Consider the following 16,231-nt stretch of genomic DNA (forward strand, 5'->3'; position numbering starts at 1 on the left):
TATTAATATATCATTTTCTATGTTAGTATTTTCCTGTATTTTCTTATTTTTGGAATGATTAATAGATAAATATTATATTGACATCGTAATATTTATAATTATATAATAATTATAATGAATAAATATACCTCACTTTTTATAATTGTGAGGTAGAGGCGCGATATTTATTAGTGCTTAGTGGAGTCAGAGAAGACGAAGAAGCTATGCAGAAGGAAATGTCGCCGAAGTATATAATGAGTTCTCGCCATTATGTGCTGGGTCTGTAATGAATAATTACAGGACTGTCTTAATAAGTTACCCAATTTATTAAGTTGTGCTATCTCTCAGTAGAGACAAAAGGGTGAGGAATTTGGAATGGCTACATCGATTTCCGGGTTCTTTCTCGGAAGGTATCTAGTCTTTTTTTATTGCCTTTAAGAGATTCCTTTAGCATATAGGGGAATCTCTTTTTTCTATGGAAAAGGGGCGGGCTTCCAAAAAATCAGCTCCGCATCGCCACCTTTATAAGGTGATACGTTTTTTAGAACCCGAACCTTTTTCATCATTTAAGTTAGGATCAGATGCTCACGAATGTTTTGTATTGAAGAAATGAATATAGCTTGTATAGGCTAAGATGGAGGAAATGAATATGGAAAAACTGCAAACACTTTATTACGAATTTATCCCGACGGGCGAAGATAAAATGAAATTAGATCCAGCAAAAACAGCACTTTTAGTCGTGGATATGCAAAATCAATTTATTAGCCGTGATGGATTGGATGCTCAAGTTGCACGAGAAAAAGGCATGTTCGATAAGTGGGAATCTTTCTATGATCGTATCGATAACGTAGCGATTCCAAACAATAAAAAACTACTAGACTTTTTCCGTGCCAATCAATTAGAAGTCACTTTCGGACGGATTGCTTGTCATCATAAGGATGGACGTGACCGTTCCCCTGTACAACGTCGCCCAGGTTGGAATAATATCTTATTACCAATCGGTGATCCAGGTGCAGAAATGGTAGATGAATTAAAACCATTAGAAGATGAAATCGTGGTAAATAAAACGACAGACAGTGTTTTAAGTGGAACAAACTATGAATTTTTACTTCGTAATATGGGCATTGAAACAGTTGTATGTACAGGTGTTGTAACAGACCAATGTGTTGCCTCAACTGTACGTAGCTTAGCAGACGCTGGTTTTGAAGTAATTTTAGTAGAAGATGCTTGCGCAGCGGCAACGAAAGAGTTACATGATGCAGAAATCATGATCATGAATCAAATTTATTGCCAAGTGATGAGCACAGATGAAACCATTCAATTCATTTCGGAGGAAATTGAACAACGTACTGTTGTTCAAAAATAGAGAGGAAGCTTTTTAAATGAGTCAAGGACAAAGTAATGCAAATCAAGACAGTGCAGCTCCTCATTTTAAGCGTGTTCTAACACTGAAGGATTTGGTGATTTATGGCATCGCCTTTATGACGCCCATTGCGCCTGCTTATATATATGGTTTTGCAGCACAGTCTACAGGCGGTATGTTGCCATTAGCGTATTTAATCGCGATGGTTGCGATGATGTTTTCGGCATATAGCTATGGCAGGATGGCTGCAGCGTTTCCAGTTTCTGGTTCAACGTATACGTATACACAACGTGCGATTCATCCACATTTAGGCTTTTTTGCCGGCTGGGCCATGTTTATGGACTATGTATTAGTGCCTTTAATCGTCTTTATGGTTGGTGCCTCCTATGCCAATGCATTAATTCCATCCATTCCATATTGGGTATGGGTATTCATTATTGCTGGAGTTATTACTGTTGTAAATATTCTCGGAATTGCAGTGGCAGCAAAAACGAACCAAATTTTAGTGTTATTTATGGGAATCGTTGTTGTCATCTTCGTTGTTTTTTGTATGAAGGCGATTATGGTAGAGGATGGTGCATCGGCTTTAGTATCGATTACTCCGTTCTTTAATAACGAAACATTCGTAATGTCAGCCATCATTTCAGGTGCAGCCATGGCATGTTTCTCATTTTTAGGATTTGACTCGATTACAACCTTATCGGAAGAATCAGTGAATCCAAAAAATGATATTTGGAAAGCGGCCATTCTTTCTTGTTTAATCGGTGGCGTTATTTTTATCGTGCAAGCGTATGTTGCTCAGCTAGTCTGGCCAGATGTAAATAACTTTAGCTCAGCAGATACAGCATTATTTGATATTGCGAATGTAGCAGGTGGTGCGGTACTTGTAACACTTTATACAGTAGCGATTATCGTTTCAACTTTTACAGCTGGTTTAACAGGTCAAGCAAGTGCTTCACGTTTAATGTTTAGTATGGGGCGTGATGAGGTTCTACCGAAAAAGTTCTTTACACATTTACATCCTAAATATAAAACACCGATCTACAATATTTTATTGATGTGCAGCATTAGTATTGCTGGAGCCCTTTTCTTATCAATCGATTTTGTTGCAGAATTAATGAGCTTTGGCGGTTTAACTGGTTTTATGTTTGTTAACCTATCTGTTATTGTGTATTACTATTTCCGTAAAAAAGAGAAGAAATTTATCCGTTATTTATTAATTCCGGGCCTCGGTTTCTTAATCTGTTTCTACTTATTTATTAATTTATCACCAACGACGTTAAAAGTAGGCTTTATATGGCTCGCAATTGGGGTTGTCTATGCGCTTATTACAACAAAAGGATTTAAAAAGCTACCTCCGAGTCTTATCGATTTGTAATTGGTAGTTTGCATGGCATGAACTTGGTATTATTACTTGAGTTCATGCCTTTTATTTTGCTCTTATTAAGAGACATTATTTATGTTTCGAGGCATCACGGTGACAACAATTAATGAAAGCGTTTTCTATTTTCAGTTGACGTGTTATAATTTAATAATTATTCTAAGTATATAGAAAATATAGATGGATGAAAGTTGCAGGAGAGTGTTTAGTATAAGCCACCGAAGGAGCAAACTTCAATAAGACCCTTGAAGCGAATCTCTCAGGTAGAAGAAACTGCAACTGGACACGCCTCTGGAGAGAGCGTATGAATCGATACGCCACCAAAGGGGAAAGGCTCCAATGAGCTAAACTCTCAGGTAAAAGGACAGAGAAGGGCAGAGAAAAACAGAATGTTTTTCTCTGCCCTTCTTTGTTGTGCCTGCAATTTACACGATCATCATCACTGAAGAGACATAGTTAGTTTAATGGATATTAACCAAAAGGAGAGGTTTACCATGGAAACAAGCTATAAAGGTAATAACAGAATGATAACGGGGATTGTGTTTGGGGTGCTTACTTATTGGCTTTTCTCACAGTCACTAATAAATGTGATACCGGAAGTTCAGTTAGATTTGGGAATTTCATTGGGTCTTTTGAATACAGCCATTAGTTTATCTGGATTATTTTCAGGTATGTTTGTTGTAGTAGCTGGAGGAATATCTGATCGAATTGGACGCAAGAAAATTACGACTATTGGCTTACTATTAAATATAATTGGTTCACTTTGCCTCGTCTTTGCACAGGAGACAGTTCTCTTAATGATTGGGCGTGTGATTCAAGGCTTCTCGGCAGCATGTATTATGCCTGCGACGATTGCTTTGGTGAAAACCTATTTTGACGGTGCTGATCGACAAAGAGCCTTAAGCTACTGGTCTTTTGGATCTTGGGGCGGCGCAGGCATTTGTTCGTTTGCTGGAGGTTTAATTGCTACGTCTTTGGGATGGCGTTGGATCTTTATTTTTTCCATCATCTTCACTTTGCTATCTATGTTTTTAATAAAAGATATACCAGAGAGTAAAGCAGAACAAAGCCATGCATCAAAATTTGATTTTTCTGGATTTGTTATCTTTCTCCTAGTGATGGTCGCTTTAAATGTTGTCATTACACGTGGAGAAGACTTCGGTTGGACAAGCCCCATCTCGTTAACGCTAATGGCTGTCACTGTCATAGGAGGTTGGGTATTTTTAAACGTTGTAAAAGGAAAATCTAACGGATTTATCGATCTTTCTTTATTTAAAAATAACTATTTTACTGGGGCTACGGTGTCAAACTTTTTAATGAATGCTGTAGCGGGAGCACTTATTGTTGCCAATACCTATGTCCAAATGGCAAGAGGATACAGTTCTTTTCAATCTGGGTTACTATCTTTTGGCAATTTAGTTGCTGTATTAGTGATGATTCGTGTGGGTGAAAAAGTATTACAACGAAATGGTCCAAGAAAACCGATGATCTTAGCTTGTCTTTTAGTGATGGCTGGAATTATGTTAATGACCTTAACAATCTTACCAAATTCGGTTTATTCCGTTGTTGTTTTTATTGGTTTTACCGTGTATGGGATTGGACTTGGGCTTTATGCAACACCATCTACAGATACAGCCGTAGACAATGTTCCGCAAGCAAAGGCAGGAGAGGCAGCAGGTATTTATAAAATGTCTAGTACACTTGGTGGCTCATTCGGTTTAGCGATATCTGTGACTGTTTATAGTGTAGTTGAAAAGGCTGGAAATATGGAAGCGGCCGCAAGTATAGGGTTGCTGGTAAATGCTATTTTTGCTGGACTAGCTTTACTAGCTATAGTAGCTACGATTCCAAAAGAAGGTGTCAAGAAATCAATAAAAGAGAGGAAGGCTTCTTAAACTACATTGAGTCATGTACCATTAAGAAAGATAATGGGGAAGAAAAAATTGTAGGATAGAAGTATATTAGAAATAAAGATCAAAAGTAAATCTCACTTAGAGGTATTACGGTGGACCGTACCATAAATAACGGTAAACCATAAAAATGAAATCAAAAAAGAGTATATCCCAAAAGGGTCTGACCTCGTCCCCTCTAAACAGTAAATAGTAGTAAAATACTGTTAGAGTCATTGCGAGGTCTGCCCCTTTCGTTATGGGGAGCCCCTATTAGTATTACAACTTAACTTCAAACTTTTTTTGATTAAAGTGTATCTTTCCTTCTAGGGAAGTAAATTTATTCACAATTCTGTACGTTCTTTCCTCATCAAGTGCTAGAAATCTTATATTGCAAATGTTTAAAACATCCTTACGATTTCTTTAATGGAAAGCGGATCGTCACTGTTGTTCCCTCACCTTTTGAGCTTTGGAAATCAATGGTCCCATTGTATTTTTCGGTAATATGATAGCAAATCATTAAACCTAGTCCTGTTCCATTACTTTTTAACGAGTAAAAAGGAGTACCGAGAGATTTAACTTCCACTTCTGACATGCCGAAACCATGGTCCGCTACTTTCATCTCGACAAAATGCTTTTTTCTTTTCGCCGTAACAAGAACAGAATCGCCAATTTTTGAGGCTTCAATGGCATTTTTAATAATATTGATCATTAATTGTTTATACTCAATGGTGTTGGCGTAGATATAGCAATCTTCATCCACACTTAAATTAATCGTATTATCATGTAAGAGTCCATATGATTTTAGTAAATCTGTTACACTATGAAGCACATCTTTCACATTCACAATTTCCATTATTTTATCTTTATCGGGCTTAGCTATAGATAAAAATTGAGCAATGACTTGTTCTGCCGTATTTAATTCGTCAATCATCAAAGTAAAATGATTTTTTGTCTCATGACTCATTGGTGTGTCTTTTTCATTGTAAAGCTGTAAAAAACCTTTAACAACTGTCAACGGATTTCTAATTTCATGTGCAACAGCAGCTGATAATTGGCTGGTTGTCTTTAATCGTTCCGAATTTTGTAATTGTTCATAATATAACTGCTGTTTTATTATACGTAAATTTGATGTTCGATAAATAAAATAAATAAGCACTTGACTGCCTATAAAGTTGATAATATTTCCAACTACATCTTGTTTGATGTGAGGATATAAACTTCCTTGATCAATCAGCACAATATAACAAAACGTAACTGCGATTGAAAGCCCGTTTATTAGTAATGAAAAATAAAATAGCTTTGAATCAAAAAATAAAATGGAGATAGCTGGGATTAAACATAGAAAGATAAAGGTAGACCAAGTTTCAGGATATAAAAAGAAAATTGTATAGAAATAAGCGGATCCTACGATAATAATGACAACCCTAAAGATATGATTTTCATATTTAGGATAAAGCAATAAACATGCCGATAGAACGATTGCAAGCACACTATGTAACGTGTAACCTGCCTCAAGTTCACCATAATGTGGAATAGATAATAACATCCCTGCCACCATTAGAGCGATGATGATGAGCACTACCGTATAATATAATCTTTTACTGATTTGAGTATAAAATTCTTTCATACATACTCCTTTTGTTGTACTTAATTGTAAGTATTTGATCATCTTTTGCGTGGTACATGGGCAGTGAGTTGCATACGTATGTAAACTCTCGTTAAATGTGTACCTCGTGGTTTATGGTAACAATATGGTTGTTTAATAGGACCTTTAATAAAAAAGACTATTTTACTATAATAGCATAAATGAATATAACATTTAGTGGGGATTTACCATTTGTCACTACCGATCGGAAAAGAAATTATTGGGAAATTTTAGGATAAGGTTCCGTGCTCCTTCACTTTTGTTTTTTGCATACATTTACTCTTTCAAGAATACATTGGTATAAAAATTAGAAAAGGATAGATAAATATGCCCGTTATGCTTCCAGTTAGCATTAAAACGGTTGAAATCAGCAGCGGCCCGGATAAAACAGTGTTTTATCCTAAAGTAATAGGTATGCAAAATCTAGAAATGGAAAGATCAATTAATCGAGCGATTGTCGATCAAACCCAGCAACTCATAAATCAACAAATTGGGAATATGCCGACAACTGTGGTACAAATGATTGGGTCGTATGAAATAAAAAACAATCAACGCCAGGTTCTGAGCTTAGCACTTTCCAATTATACTTACCATTACCATGCTGCTCATGGGATGACGTATATAAAGTCTTTAACGTTTGACTTGCAAACGGGGGGCCTTTGTGAACTTAAGGACTTGTTTAAACCTGGAAGTGATTATGTCAAAAGACTATCAGCCTTAATTCATTCACAAATTAAGCAACGTGATATTCAGCTAATCAACGGCTTCACAGTCATTCGGCCTAATCAAGACTATTACATTGCGGATAAAGTCCTCGTTATCTATTTTCAACTATATGAAATCACTCCATATGTTTTTGGTTTCCCTATGTTCCCAATCTCTGTATTTGATATACAGGATATCATTGATGAAAATGGCCCCCTTGGTCGAATGGCTGTTAATAATTAAACAACCTTTTCACATAATAGTAAATACGAAGAATCTTCAAATATAAACCTCATATTGAAAGCGGCCTATCTCTTTTACAATCATTCAAACGCTCAGAGCATTATCACTCTGAGCGTTTGAATGATTGTTACACGTATTAAGGTCGTGCTCATTCGTTACTTGAAGAAAAAATCAAATAAAATGCATTCCTGTAAGTATAATCATTCTTGGTGTTTAGTTTCTGAATATTAACCCATTTTCCTTCAAAGTAGACCTAAGTTTAGGTAAAGAAGCTGGTCCCATACCGTGAAATTGCAAAATCTCTTTTTCACTATATTTTGATAGATCTTGCAAAGAAGTTATCCCATTGTTTTCTAACGCTCGTCTTGCTGGTGCCGAGAGCAATGAAAGAAATCCATTAACGGGTTTGCGTTCTTGCTCACAAGTCGGACAGGTTGGACAATTGCTACTTTTATAATATGTATGTCCTTTGTTGCAAGTCCTTACATTTTTTTCTGAAGTTGTCATTTAAAATATCTCCTTCCTTCTATGGTCGAACGAAAACCATCATTAATTAATAATGTAACAACTTAAATATCAAGATGTCAAAGCTAGAACAGTGATGGTGATGGGCAATCACCTTTACTTAAAAGGCGCTATATGCCTGTGGAAACGGTATAATAACTTGGCAGAGGTAGACATTAAAAAGGACTGTAGTGTGTTTTGGAATGTACAAAAGTCAAAAGAAGAAAAGGAGAAACTATGGCAATGAGTAAAGAAATAGGTTGGAACTTAGACAACAGTTATGCCCGTCTGCCGAAATCATTTTCTACCAGTATTAACCCAACTCCTGTGCGCTCACCAAAGTTGATTATTCTTAATAACCAGGTGGCAACATCTTTGGGTTTGAACATTCAAGAGCTGGAAAGCGAAGATGGCGTAGCGATGCTTGCTGGCAACCAGATTCCCAAAGGTGCTAAGCCTCTTGCTCAAGCTTACGCGGGACATCAATTCGGGAATTTTAACATGTTAGGGGACGGCCGGGCGGTGCTACTAGGCGAGCAAATCCTGTCCCGAGGTGAGAGGGTAGATATTCAGCTTAAGGGTGCAGGGAGAACGCCATACTCCCGCGGGGGTGATGGTCGCGCGGCGCTTGGGCCGATGTTACGCGAATACATCATCAGTGAAGCTATGCATGCATTAGGTATTCCTACCACTCGTAGTCTAGCAGTGGTGACAACTGGTGAGTCAATAATCCGCGAGACCGAGTTACCTGGGGCAATTATGACTCGGGTGGCTGCCAGTCATCTGCGCGTCGGAACCTTTCAATATGTTGCACAATGGGGTACAGTTGATGAACTTCGGACTTTGGCTGACTATACAATAAAGCGTCATTATTCAGACATTGAAGCTAACGGGAATCCCTATCTTTCCTTACTTCAAGAAGTGATCAAGCGTCAGGCGAAGCTTATTGCCAAATGGCAACTGGTTGGCTTTATTCATGGTGTAATGAACACCGACAACATGACCATTAGTGGAGAAACGATTGATTATGGTCCTTGTGCCTTCATGGATAGCTATGACCCAGAAACGGTATTCAGTTCCATTGATATTCAAGGCCGCTATGCCTATGGTAATCAGCCGTATATGGCCGGGTGGAATCTTGCCCGATTTGCTGAAACTTTATTGCCACTATTGCATGATAATCAGGAGCAGGCTGTCGAAGTTGCTCAGGACGAAATTTCAAATTTTATGGAGTTGTATCACGCTAATTGGCTCGCTGGAATGAGAGCAAAATTGGGGATCTTTAACGAAGAGTCAGAGGATGAAGCCCTTATCAATGGCCTCCTCAGTCTGATGAAGAAGTATCAAGCGGATTATACCAATACTTTCCGCGCGTTAACTTTTGATCGACAGGAGGATACGGTCCTGTTTGGCACCCCGGAATTCGCTCAATGGCATGAGATCTGGCAGGCGAGATTAAGCAGACAACAGGAATCGAAGGACTCCGTAAATCAATTGATGCGAAACAGCAATCCTGCTGTAATCCCACGAAACCACCGAGTAGAAGCGGCCTTAGAAGCTGCAGTGGAACAAGAAGATTACAGTGTGATGGAGCGGCTCTTGGAAGTTCTTTCAAATCCTTATGAGCATTCCACTGAACAGGCTGAATACTCCACACTGCCAAAGTCAATAACCCCTTACCAAACTTTTTGTGGTACATGAGTTTTATCAGAAATGCGTGGTCTAAAACCCCCGTCTTTAGACGGTATTTTTAGCTTTATCTGTTAGTTTTTGAACTTTTCTTTTGAGTGTGATTTTGTGTGTTAAGCAAAGGAAACACCACGTTAATAAAGAAAAAAGGGACTGTCGAGAGGATTTCTCGACAGTCTGATTAGGATGAAATCAATTTAGTTTTCGTTAGTATCTTTAATCATACCGTTTAGCAAGAATAGGTCAATAAATGTCCAAACCCCTAAACCCCAAAGTGTTAATAACATAGCAACAGCCGTACCTGTTTTCCCTAAATAAAAACGATGTCCATCCATCCCTTTAGTGAAAAAATAAAGTAACCAATTAGTACCAGTTGATTTTTGTTTTTTTGTTCATCTCTGAGCTAAGTAGTTGTAAATCCTCTGATCTCCTAACCTTCGATATATTTATTCGATTAATCTATTGAACTTATATTATGTCAATATAGTGTGTTAGTTGTGTAAAACTCATAGTGTTTTTGTAATAAAATGTATTTTTGTGTATATAAGGTTATCTCGTGTCAAGGCTACTGGTGATCTTGCCCAATTGTATCAAGGCTTATTTGCCGATTTCAGTCTAATAATATAATAACTTAACAATGATCCAAAATGAGATTAATATACGATTGGTTAAATAGAAATGGGGAAATAAGTTGTAAGATTTTATTACTATTGATAGCACGCCGTATGCGATGAAAGTCGCCTGTGCGGTGTAGGCCCGAACCGAAAGCCACGAATATGTGGTATAAGACGGGAATAGCTCAACATCGTCATTGTTGTATTTTCAAGATGCACATGAAATAACACCCGTAACTAGGGCAGATGGAGAACGTGGTAGTATTTCAAGATTGTCTACTGTCATTAATCAGCAACAAACTCTATATCCAAATTCATCTGTTATATTCGGTGGTGACTTAGCAGGTGGTACATTATTTGGTGGATTATACCGTGGGGAACCATTTGTAGAGGCATTTAATCAAATTGGTGTTGATGTAGCTAGCTTTGGGCAACACGACTTCGATTTTGGTGCAGCTCAAACATTAAAATTAATGAATGATTCAAATTTTCCTTGGGTATCATCAAATCTTGTAAATGTGGATGAAACACCATTTACTAGGAATGAAACTTATATACAAGAATTGAACGGCCAACGAATCGGTTATATTGGTTTAACAGGTGGTATGTCAAATACGTCTGCTTTTAGCGAAGTGATTGAAAAAGATGATTTAGTATCTGCCAAAGCAGCAGTAGAAAAATTACAAAGTCAAAACGTTGATACGATTGTTGCGATTACGCAAATTAGCTTAAAAGCTAATATCGAAATTTTAAACGAAATTCCAGAAATTGATATTGCCCTCCGAGAAGAAAATAGTTCAGCTGCAGAATCTGATATTACGGTATTAGACGATGGCCGTTTAATTGTATCACCTGAGGGGGATTATGGAAGTGTTGTCAGAGTTGATATAACTTTTAATTCAAATGGAGAAAAAACGTTTAACTATGAAGTTATTCAAGTAGATGAAAATGTTGTCTCTGATCCAGCATTAAAAGAATTAGAAGATTCTTATGTACAAGATATGGAAGCTAAGTTAGACATTAAAATTTCTTCATCTACAAATGAGATTCAACATCGACCAAAGGGATATTTAATTGCTGATTCATTTCGCGACTGGGCCAAAGCTGATTTAGGTTGGGTCAATGGTGGCGGAGCTCGGGGAAGTAACATTCCAGCTGGTGACATCACTTTAAGAAATTTATACGCTATTCAGCCTTTTGCTAATAGAGTCATGTTAATTGAAGTGACAGGTGAGCAGTTAATGCTCGGATTAGAGCAAGCAGGAAATTCAAGCGATAGTTATTCTGGAGGATATGCATTCCCTTCAGGTTTTACCTATAAATATGATCCAAATGCATCTGAAGGAAATAAAATAATAGATTTAAAATTAGCAGATGGTACGTCAATTAATCCTAATCAAACTTACTCTTTAGCGATTACAAACTATGTAGTTAATGGTGGAAATAATGTAACAGCTTTTAGAGATGCAAAGGTATTAATTAGCTCTGATGAAGGTACGCAAGACGTTAATGCGTTGATTGACTATGTTACAAAAAAAGAGACAATAATTCCAGAAACTGAATTAAGAGAACATTATATTGGTAAAGATATTTAAAGGGTTTGATTCTCGTTGCATTAAAGTAATAATGATTTAGATAAGCTCCGTGGAGAGAAATCTCTGCGGGGCTTTTATTCTAATTGCATAGAAGTATTATTTGAGTTTCCTGTATAAAGACGATTACGATTATGATAAAGAACTATAAAGGAAGAGAAACACCTTCGTCGGTTGTGACGTCAAGATTCTCGAAAATATCTAATATAGCCTCTCGGAATAAATAAGGTAAAAATATCAAATTTGTAAAAAAATCACTAGGAATTCCGATAAATCACCAATTTTTGGAGGAGTGATTCAAGGACTCGTTAAAAATAGGCACATCAAACAAAAGGAAGAAAAGCCTGCAGCATATCCTGCAGGCTTTTCAATCAACTTTCTTTTTTTAGAAGTTCAAGTGCTTCTCCGAATTCCTTATCAATTTCAGCATTCGGTCGATACGTTGCCATACTTACAAAGTATGTAACAATCCAACAGATGATGAAACCGGGAACAATTTCATAAATTGTATTAGACAATGAAGCAACATTGCCCCAAATCATAACGGTGATCGCGCCTGCAATCATTCCCAATAGGGCACCTTTAGCTGTAATCCTCCGCCAGTATAGGGAAAGTAGGATGACTGGGCCGAATGAAGCACCGAACCCCGCCCATGCGAACGATACGATTTTCAAAATGGATTCGTCATTTGGCCAAGCGAGCGCACCCGCTATAATTGATACGACAAGGACAGCCATTCTACCTAAAAATACGTATTGTTTATCTGTTGCGTCTGTCTTTATAATCGCTTTATACAAGTCTTCAATGAGCGCCGAAGACGTAACGATCAGTTGCGAAGAAATCGTACTCATAACAGCTGCAAGAACAGCTGCAAGCATAATTCCCGAAATGAACGGATGGAAGATGATCTGACCGAGAGTAATAAACACGGTTTCCGGATCTGCAAGTGTAGCGTTATTTTGCTGATAATAAGCAACCCCGACAAGTGCCGTTGCAACAGCTCCAAAAAGGCTGAGGAACATCCAGCTGATTCCAATGCGACGAGCGCTTTTCACTTCTTTAACCGAACTGATCGCCATGAAACGGACAATAATATGCGGTTGACCAAAATAACCAAGCCCCCATGCAACAGCTGACAAAATACCGAGGAAGGAAGCACCGGAAATGAAGTTTAACAATTGTGGATTAACTTCCCGAATGCTCGTGGCTGTGTCCGAAATACCTCCTGTAAGAAATAACCCGGCTATCGGTATAAGTAGAAGTGCAAAAAACATAATAAGACCTTGGACAACATCCGTATAGCTAACCGCCAAAAATCCACCAAACAGTGTATAGAAAATTACGACGGCAGATACGATCAAAAGACCGACATGATAGTTAAGTCCGAATGAGCTAAGGAAAAATTTCCCGCCCGCAACCATTCCAGAAGATACGTAGAAAGTAAAGAAAATAAGAATAATAATACCTGAAGCAATCCGTAATAGACGCGATTTATCTTTCAGACGACTTTCCAAGTAACTTGGAATCGTAATGGAATCATTCGACACTTCCGTATAGGCCCGAAGACGTGGTGCAACGAGTACATAGTTTAAATATGCCCCGACCGTAAGTCCGACTGCAATCCATGCTTCAACAAGACCGCTCAAATAGATTGCACCCGGAAGCCCCATAAGTAACCAGCCCGACATATCCGCAGCGCCAGCGCTGAGAGCCGTAACCATTGGTCCAAGTGAACGTCCGCCAAGCATGTAGTCCGTTAGGTTAGATGTTCGTTTAAATGCATACCAACCGATGAAAACCATCGCAGCCATATAAATAATAATCGCTACTAATTGGTATATTTCATTGGACATAGTAAATCCTCCTTCTCAATTAGTATGTTCATAACATAATTGTTACGACTTAGATTATTTCTATATTTTATAATACGGGTATACTGGCTTAAATTCAATGAATCTTTGAGAAGAGGGAAGCCCATGAAATTGCGGTTATTCGAATCCGCAGTTCCATTTCCACAGTCCGCAAACAAGTGCGTAAATTTCTTGCCGACTTTTCATTCGAGAGAATACCTATGTAGTTATCATTATTCATAATTTCAATAAAAAATAACAGTACTATTTTCTGTAAACAAAGAATAGAATGTCTTTTCCTTGCAATGGAAGCGTTGTTTGTAGGTGACCAACTTCAAAAAAAGAGTCAATTTTTTAATAGGAGTTAAGAGGGGAATGTTCGGAAGTGTAGCAAAACAAAAAGGTCAGGCTTTTCGTTTTGCGACACGTTGTTTAGAAACAGAAATTCACTTACCAAAGTTTTTCACTTGGAATTACTTCCACGAATTCTACTGAAATTCAAAGAAGACAAGCACTGAATTTAAACAGCATTAAAACATACTAAACGACCATTTTCTAATGATCCATGACTCTTCAGGCTTTCAACAGGAAAAATGAATGTCCATGGCATACTCGTTTCTGGCGGAACAGTTAGTGAAGGGAGGGTGAAAGTATGCTCAGCAATGATTTTGTTGTTTTCAAGATAGCGCAGTTTTTTGCTAATAAATGAACATACTTGGTGACTGAAATTATGGACAAGCACGGTGACCAATAATTCGTCTTTATGATTCATCGCTTGCCATAAAGGAGTGAATTGAATAAGACTATGATTCGGCAAACTCGTTTCTAGAAAAATTTCCTCAATAGTTTTACGATCTTTATTGGATATGGTCTTATCCCACGATGATTCATACTGAAGTGTTTGCATCTAGTGCCACCTACCTTTTAAATACCTTTATTTTAACACATAAAAAAGCAGGTATAGTTTTGCTCGTTTAGTATGGATCTCAATCAGAAACTTTTAAGGTGTTTGAAGAGGAATATCATGTAGGGACTGGTGAGCTGGTATTGTATGTACAGTAGAGGTTAATTCAGTAGTACATGATACGTTTTTCTTTGTTCGCTCCAGTCTAAAAATAGGACCTTAGCTTGTCCGTTTTTTTGATTGATTCACTTAATGTACTGAATCCAATTTTATGTTCTTCATCCTATAATTTTGATAATCTAGCATGTTACCATACTGCATCGACAAGAAATTCTTGAACCTCTCTCTAAAATAATATGATCGTTCATTGGCTCTGCTTCTTTCAGATTTAGCACTATTTTTAGTTGAACGATGGAGGGTCATTTGACGACGATGCGATTGCCTGGTGCCCACCTTTTTTCTACCCTAAATAAAACTTATTTTGTCCGTAATAATTAGGCAATAACACTCTATTTTGTATAACGGTTTGCGTAGCTTGAAGCGACGAAAGCATTCGGCTTAATTTTCGGTTCGACACCCATGGCTTCCATTCTTGCTACCATTTCATTTACAAATTCACTTGTTTTATTCTTTTTTCCTGCACCAATATCAATATGGCCTTCCATCGTAAATGTCGCTCCTTGATAAAGGTGAGGGAGAACGATATCGATTAATTGATTTTTTCTTTCTTCTGTAAATAAGGAAACAATTTCTTCTGATAAAGATAATTCATAGGAAATTCGTTCATGCAAATGCAGCATTCTCCTTGGAATCATGACTTTTCTAATACAAGCCCATACACCATTTCCTTCATTAAATATGACAATTCCTGTTATAAAGATCGTATGTGTCTGATGAACTTGAGAATCTGTTCCTACCATTAATCGAAAGTTACTACATGGCTGCGATTGCATGAACTTCACAATTTGCTCAAAAACCTGGTCAAATGACATCGCATTTTCCTGTAAATTTTTAAACAGGTACTGATTACTCAAATCGTTTTTCATATGGTCATATCACAACTTTCTTCGCCAATTAATGAATCCAAAAATCTGTTCTTATCTGTATCTTATGAAAAAGAACCTTTTATGGTGTTAGGCAAGTGTGGTGAGCGATTTATTTTTTTATAGAGAATTGATCAGCTCATTAGCATAGTATTCAAGTACTAAGCAATTTATTATGAAAAGATGAGGAAGGGGTTATTGGAAGATTGATTTGATTGTTTAGAAAGAAGACTTCTTCGGATTTAACTGGCTAAAATGAAGTTTGTGGCATAAATGAACGAGGTTAACGATGGCCGATATAGCCGAATCTACCGCCTCTCGATAAAAAATTGACGTTCATCCCAGATTTTTCCGAAAGATAAGCAATGAATGTTCCGAGTATCCCAGCAACGATGATGGCATAAGTGGAGGATATAATCGCATTAATGGCGCCAAATGGAAGTGCCATAACACTTCCTATTTAAAAATAGAAAATGGCTGTTGCGATGCCAAAGGTAATATTGGTTATACTTACCCACCCCATATTCCTTTTTTCACGTGGAACTTTATTTAATGTATAATCATCCTTTATTGTTTCTTTCTCTTATTGGTCTGTTATTTGGTTAGATCCCATACTTATCAACCTCTCTTTATGTATCAATTCGTCATCCATTAGAAGTGGATATTCCGAATAGGAGAATTAATTTTCGTATCCTACGTAATACATATAATCTCCCTTGAATTTTCTGAAAAATCATCTTTCTTTACTTGGATTATAGGATTCATGCAATAAAGCATGAGTTAGATACAATTCTGTGATCCTAACAAAAGGAAAACAGCAGCCATCA

12 protein-coding genes, 1 pseudogene and 2 riboswitches are annotated in these 16,231 nt (G+C 37.3%); of the genes and pseudogenes, 6 read left to right on the forward strand and 7 right to left on the reverse strand.

Translation table 11 applies throughout. The features are described 5' to 3' along the window. Positions 1-142: 142 nt before the first annotated feature. Positions 143-327, forward strand: a riboswitch (Lysine riboswitch). 301 nt (positions 328-628) lie between these two features. The 3 genes from JNUCC23_RS04195 (at position 629) to JNUCC23_RS04205 (ending at position 4,618) form a co-directional block, all read left to right on the forward strand. Continuing rightward, positions 629-1,345: a cysteine hydrolase family protein gene (locus tag JNUCC23_RS04195; RefSeq protein WP_062184041.1), complete on the forward strand. Its 717-nt coding sequence runs from the start codon at positions 629-631 to the stop codon at positions 1,343-1,345. 16 nt (positions 1,346-1,361) lie between these two features. Continuing rightward, positions 1,362-2,720, forward strand: a complete 1,359-nt coding sequence (locus JNUCC23_RS04200; RefSeq protein ID WP_454214475.1) for an APC family permease — start codon at positions 1,362-1,364, stop codon at positions 2,718-2,720. 187 nt (positions 2,721-2,907) lie between these two features. Further along, positions 2,908-3,009: riboswitch (glycine riboswitch) on the forward strand. A 208-nt stretch (positions 3,010-3,217) separates the two neighbouring features. Next, positions 3,218-4,618 (forward strand): MFS transporter, encoded by a 1,401-nt coding sequence (locus tag JNUCC23_RS04205; protein WP_454214477.1) that lies wholly within the window; start codon positions 3,218-3,220, stop codon positions 4,616-4,618. A gap of 406 nt (positions 4,619-5,024) precedes the next feature. Here the strand turns inward: JNUCC23_RS04205 and JNUCC23_RS04210 are convergent, their stop codons facing one another. Continuing rightward, complete coding sequence (locus JNUCC23_RS04210) at positions 5,025-6,242, reverse strand: ATP-binding protein (protein ID WP_454214479.1); 1,218 nt, start codon at positions 6,240-6,242, stop codon at positions 5,025-5,027. Between the two features lie 345 nt (positions 6,243-6,587). Here JNUCC23_RS04210 and JNUCC23_RS04215 point away from each other — a divergent pair, with 345 nt between their 5' ends. After that, positions 6,588-7,208, forward strand: a complete 621-nt coding sequence (locus JNUCC23_RS04215; RefSeq protein ID WP_403074403.1) for a DUF3298 and DUF4163 domain-containing protein — start codon at positions 6,588-6,590, stop codon at positions 7,206-7,208. A 213-nt stretch (positions 7,209-7,421) separates the two neighbouring features. On the opposite strand, the gene JNUCC23_RS04220 is transcribed toward JNUCC23_RS04215, so the two are convergent. Further along, the gene (locus JNUCC23_RS04220) at positions 7,422-7,715 is read right to left on the reverse strand and encodes an RNA polymerase alpha subunit C-terminal domain-containing protein (protein WP_454214481.1); all 294 of its coding nucleotides are present in this window, start codon (positions 7,713-7,715) and stop codon (positions 7,422-7,424) included. Positions 7,716-7,955: 240 nt separating this feature from the next. Between JNUCC23_RS04220 and JNUCC23_RS04225 the strand changes: the two genes are divergently transcribed. Further along, positions 7,956-9,413, forward strand: a complete 1,458-nt coding sequence (locus JNUCC23_RS04225) for a protein adenylyltransferase SelO (RefSeq protein WP_454214483.1) — start codon at positions 7,956-7,958, stop codon at positions 9,411-9,413. Positions 9,414-9,598: 185 nt separating this feature from the next. Here JNUCC23_RS04225 and JNUCC23_RS04230 read toward each other — a convergent pair whose 3' ends face one another. Then, the gene (locus tag JNUCC23_RS04230) at positions 9,599-9,736 is read right to left on the reverse strand and encodes an NINE protein (protein ID WP_454214485.1); all 138 of its coding nucleotides are present in this window, start codon (positions 9,734-9,736) and stop codon (positions 9,599-9,601) included. Positions 9,737-10,287: 551 nt separating this feature from the next. Here JNUCC23_RS04230 and JNUCC23_RS04235 point away from each other — a divergent pair. Beyond that, positions 10,288-11,610 carry a bifunctional metallophosphatase/5'-nucleotidase gene (locus JNUCC23_RS04235; protein ID WP_172796873.1) on the forward strand — a complete coding sequence of 441 codons (1,323 nt, stop codon included), beginning with the start codon at positions 10,288-10,290 and terminating at the stop codon, positions 11,608-11,610. Positions 11,611-11,978: 368 nt separating this feature from the next. Here JNUCC23_RS04235 and putP read toward each other — a convergent pair whose 3' ends face one another. The 4 genes and pseudogenes from putP to JNUCC23_RS04255 all read right to left on the reverse strand — a co-directional run. After that, positions 11,979-13,460 carry a sodium/proline symporter PutP gene (gene putP, locus JNUCC23_RS04240; RefSeq protein ID WP_403074397.1) on the reverse strand — a complete coding sequence of 494 codons (1,482 nt, stop codon included), beginning with the start codon at positions 13,458-13,460 and terminating at the stop codon, positions 11,979-11,981. A 517-nt stretch (positions 13,461-13,977) separates the two neighbouring features. Continuing rightward, positions 13,978-14,364 carry an SLAP domain-containing protein gene (locus JNUCC23_RS04245; protein WP_454214488.1) on the reverse strand — a complete coding sequence of 129 codons (387 nt, stop codon included), beginning with the start codon at positions 14,362-14,364 and terminating at the stop codon, positions 13,978-13,980. A 506-nt stretch (positions 14,365-14,870) separates the two neighbouring features. Next, positions 14,871-15,353, reverse strand: coding sequence for a ribonuclease H-like YkuK family protein (locus tag JNUCC23_RS04250; protein WP_454214489.1), 483 nt, complete (start codon positions 15,351-15,353; stop codon positions 14,871-14,873). 302 nt (positions 15,354-15,655) lie between these two features. After that, a pseudogene (locus JNUCC23_RS04255) lies at positions 15,656-15,975 on the reverse strand (purine-cytosine permease family protein); the annotation flags it as partial. Between the last annotated feature and the right edge of the window lie 256 nt (positions 15,976-16,231).

The organism is Peribacillus sp. JNUCC 23, from assembly GCF_053653995.1.

Bases quoted from the DNA above. Each gene is read 5' to 3' on its own strand.
- JNUCC23_RS04205 (WP_454214477.1), top strand. From the start codon at position 3,218: ATGGAAACAAGCTATAAAGGTAATAACAGAATGATAACGGGGATTGTG.
- JNUCC23_RS04195 (WP_062184041.1), top strand. From the start codon at position 629: ATGGAAAAACTGCAAACACTTTATTACGAATTTATCCCGACGGGCGAA.
- putP (WP_403074397.1), bottom strand. From the start codon at position 13,460: ATGTCCAATGAAATATACCAATTAGTAGCGATTATTATTTATATGGCT.
- JNUCC23_RS04220 (WP_454214481.1), bottom strand. From the start codon at position 7,715: ATGACAACTTCAGAAAAAAATGTAAGGACTTGCAACAAAGGACATACA.
- JNUCC23_RS04225 (WP_454214483.1), top strand. From the start codon at position 7,956: ATGAGTAAAGAAATAGGTTGGAACTTAGACAACAGTTATGCCCGTCTG.
- JNUCC23_RS04215 (WP_403074403.1), top strand. From the start codon at position 6,588: ATGCCCGTTATGCTTCCAGTTAGCATTAAAACGGTTGAAATCAGCAGC.
- JNUCC23_RS04210 (WP_454214479.1), bottom strand. From the start codon at position 6,242: ATGAAAGAATTTTATACTCAAATCAGTAAAAGATTATATTATACGGTA.
- JNUCC23_RS04200 (WP_454214475.1), top strand. From the start codon at position 1,362: ATGAGTCAAGGACAAAGTAATGCAAATCAAGACAGTGCAGCTCCTCAT.
- JNUCC23_RS04230 (WP_454214485.1), bottom strand. From the start codon at position 9,736: ATGGATGGACATCGTTTTTATTTAGGGAAAACAGGTACGGCTGTTGCT.
- JNUCC23_RS04245 (WP_454214488.1), bottom strand. From the start codon at position 14,364: ATGCAAACACTTCAGTATGAATCATCGTGGGATAAGACCATATCCAAT.
- JNUCC23_RS04250 (WP_454214489.1), bottom strand. From the start codon at position 15,353: ATGTCATTTGACCAGGTTTTTGAGCAAATTGTGAAGTTCATGCAATCG.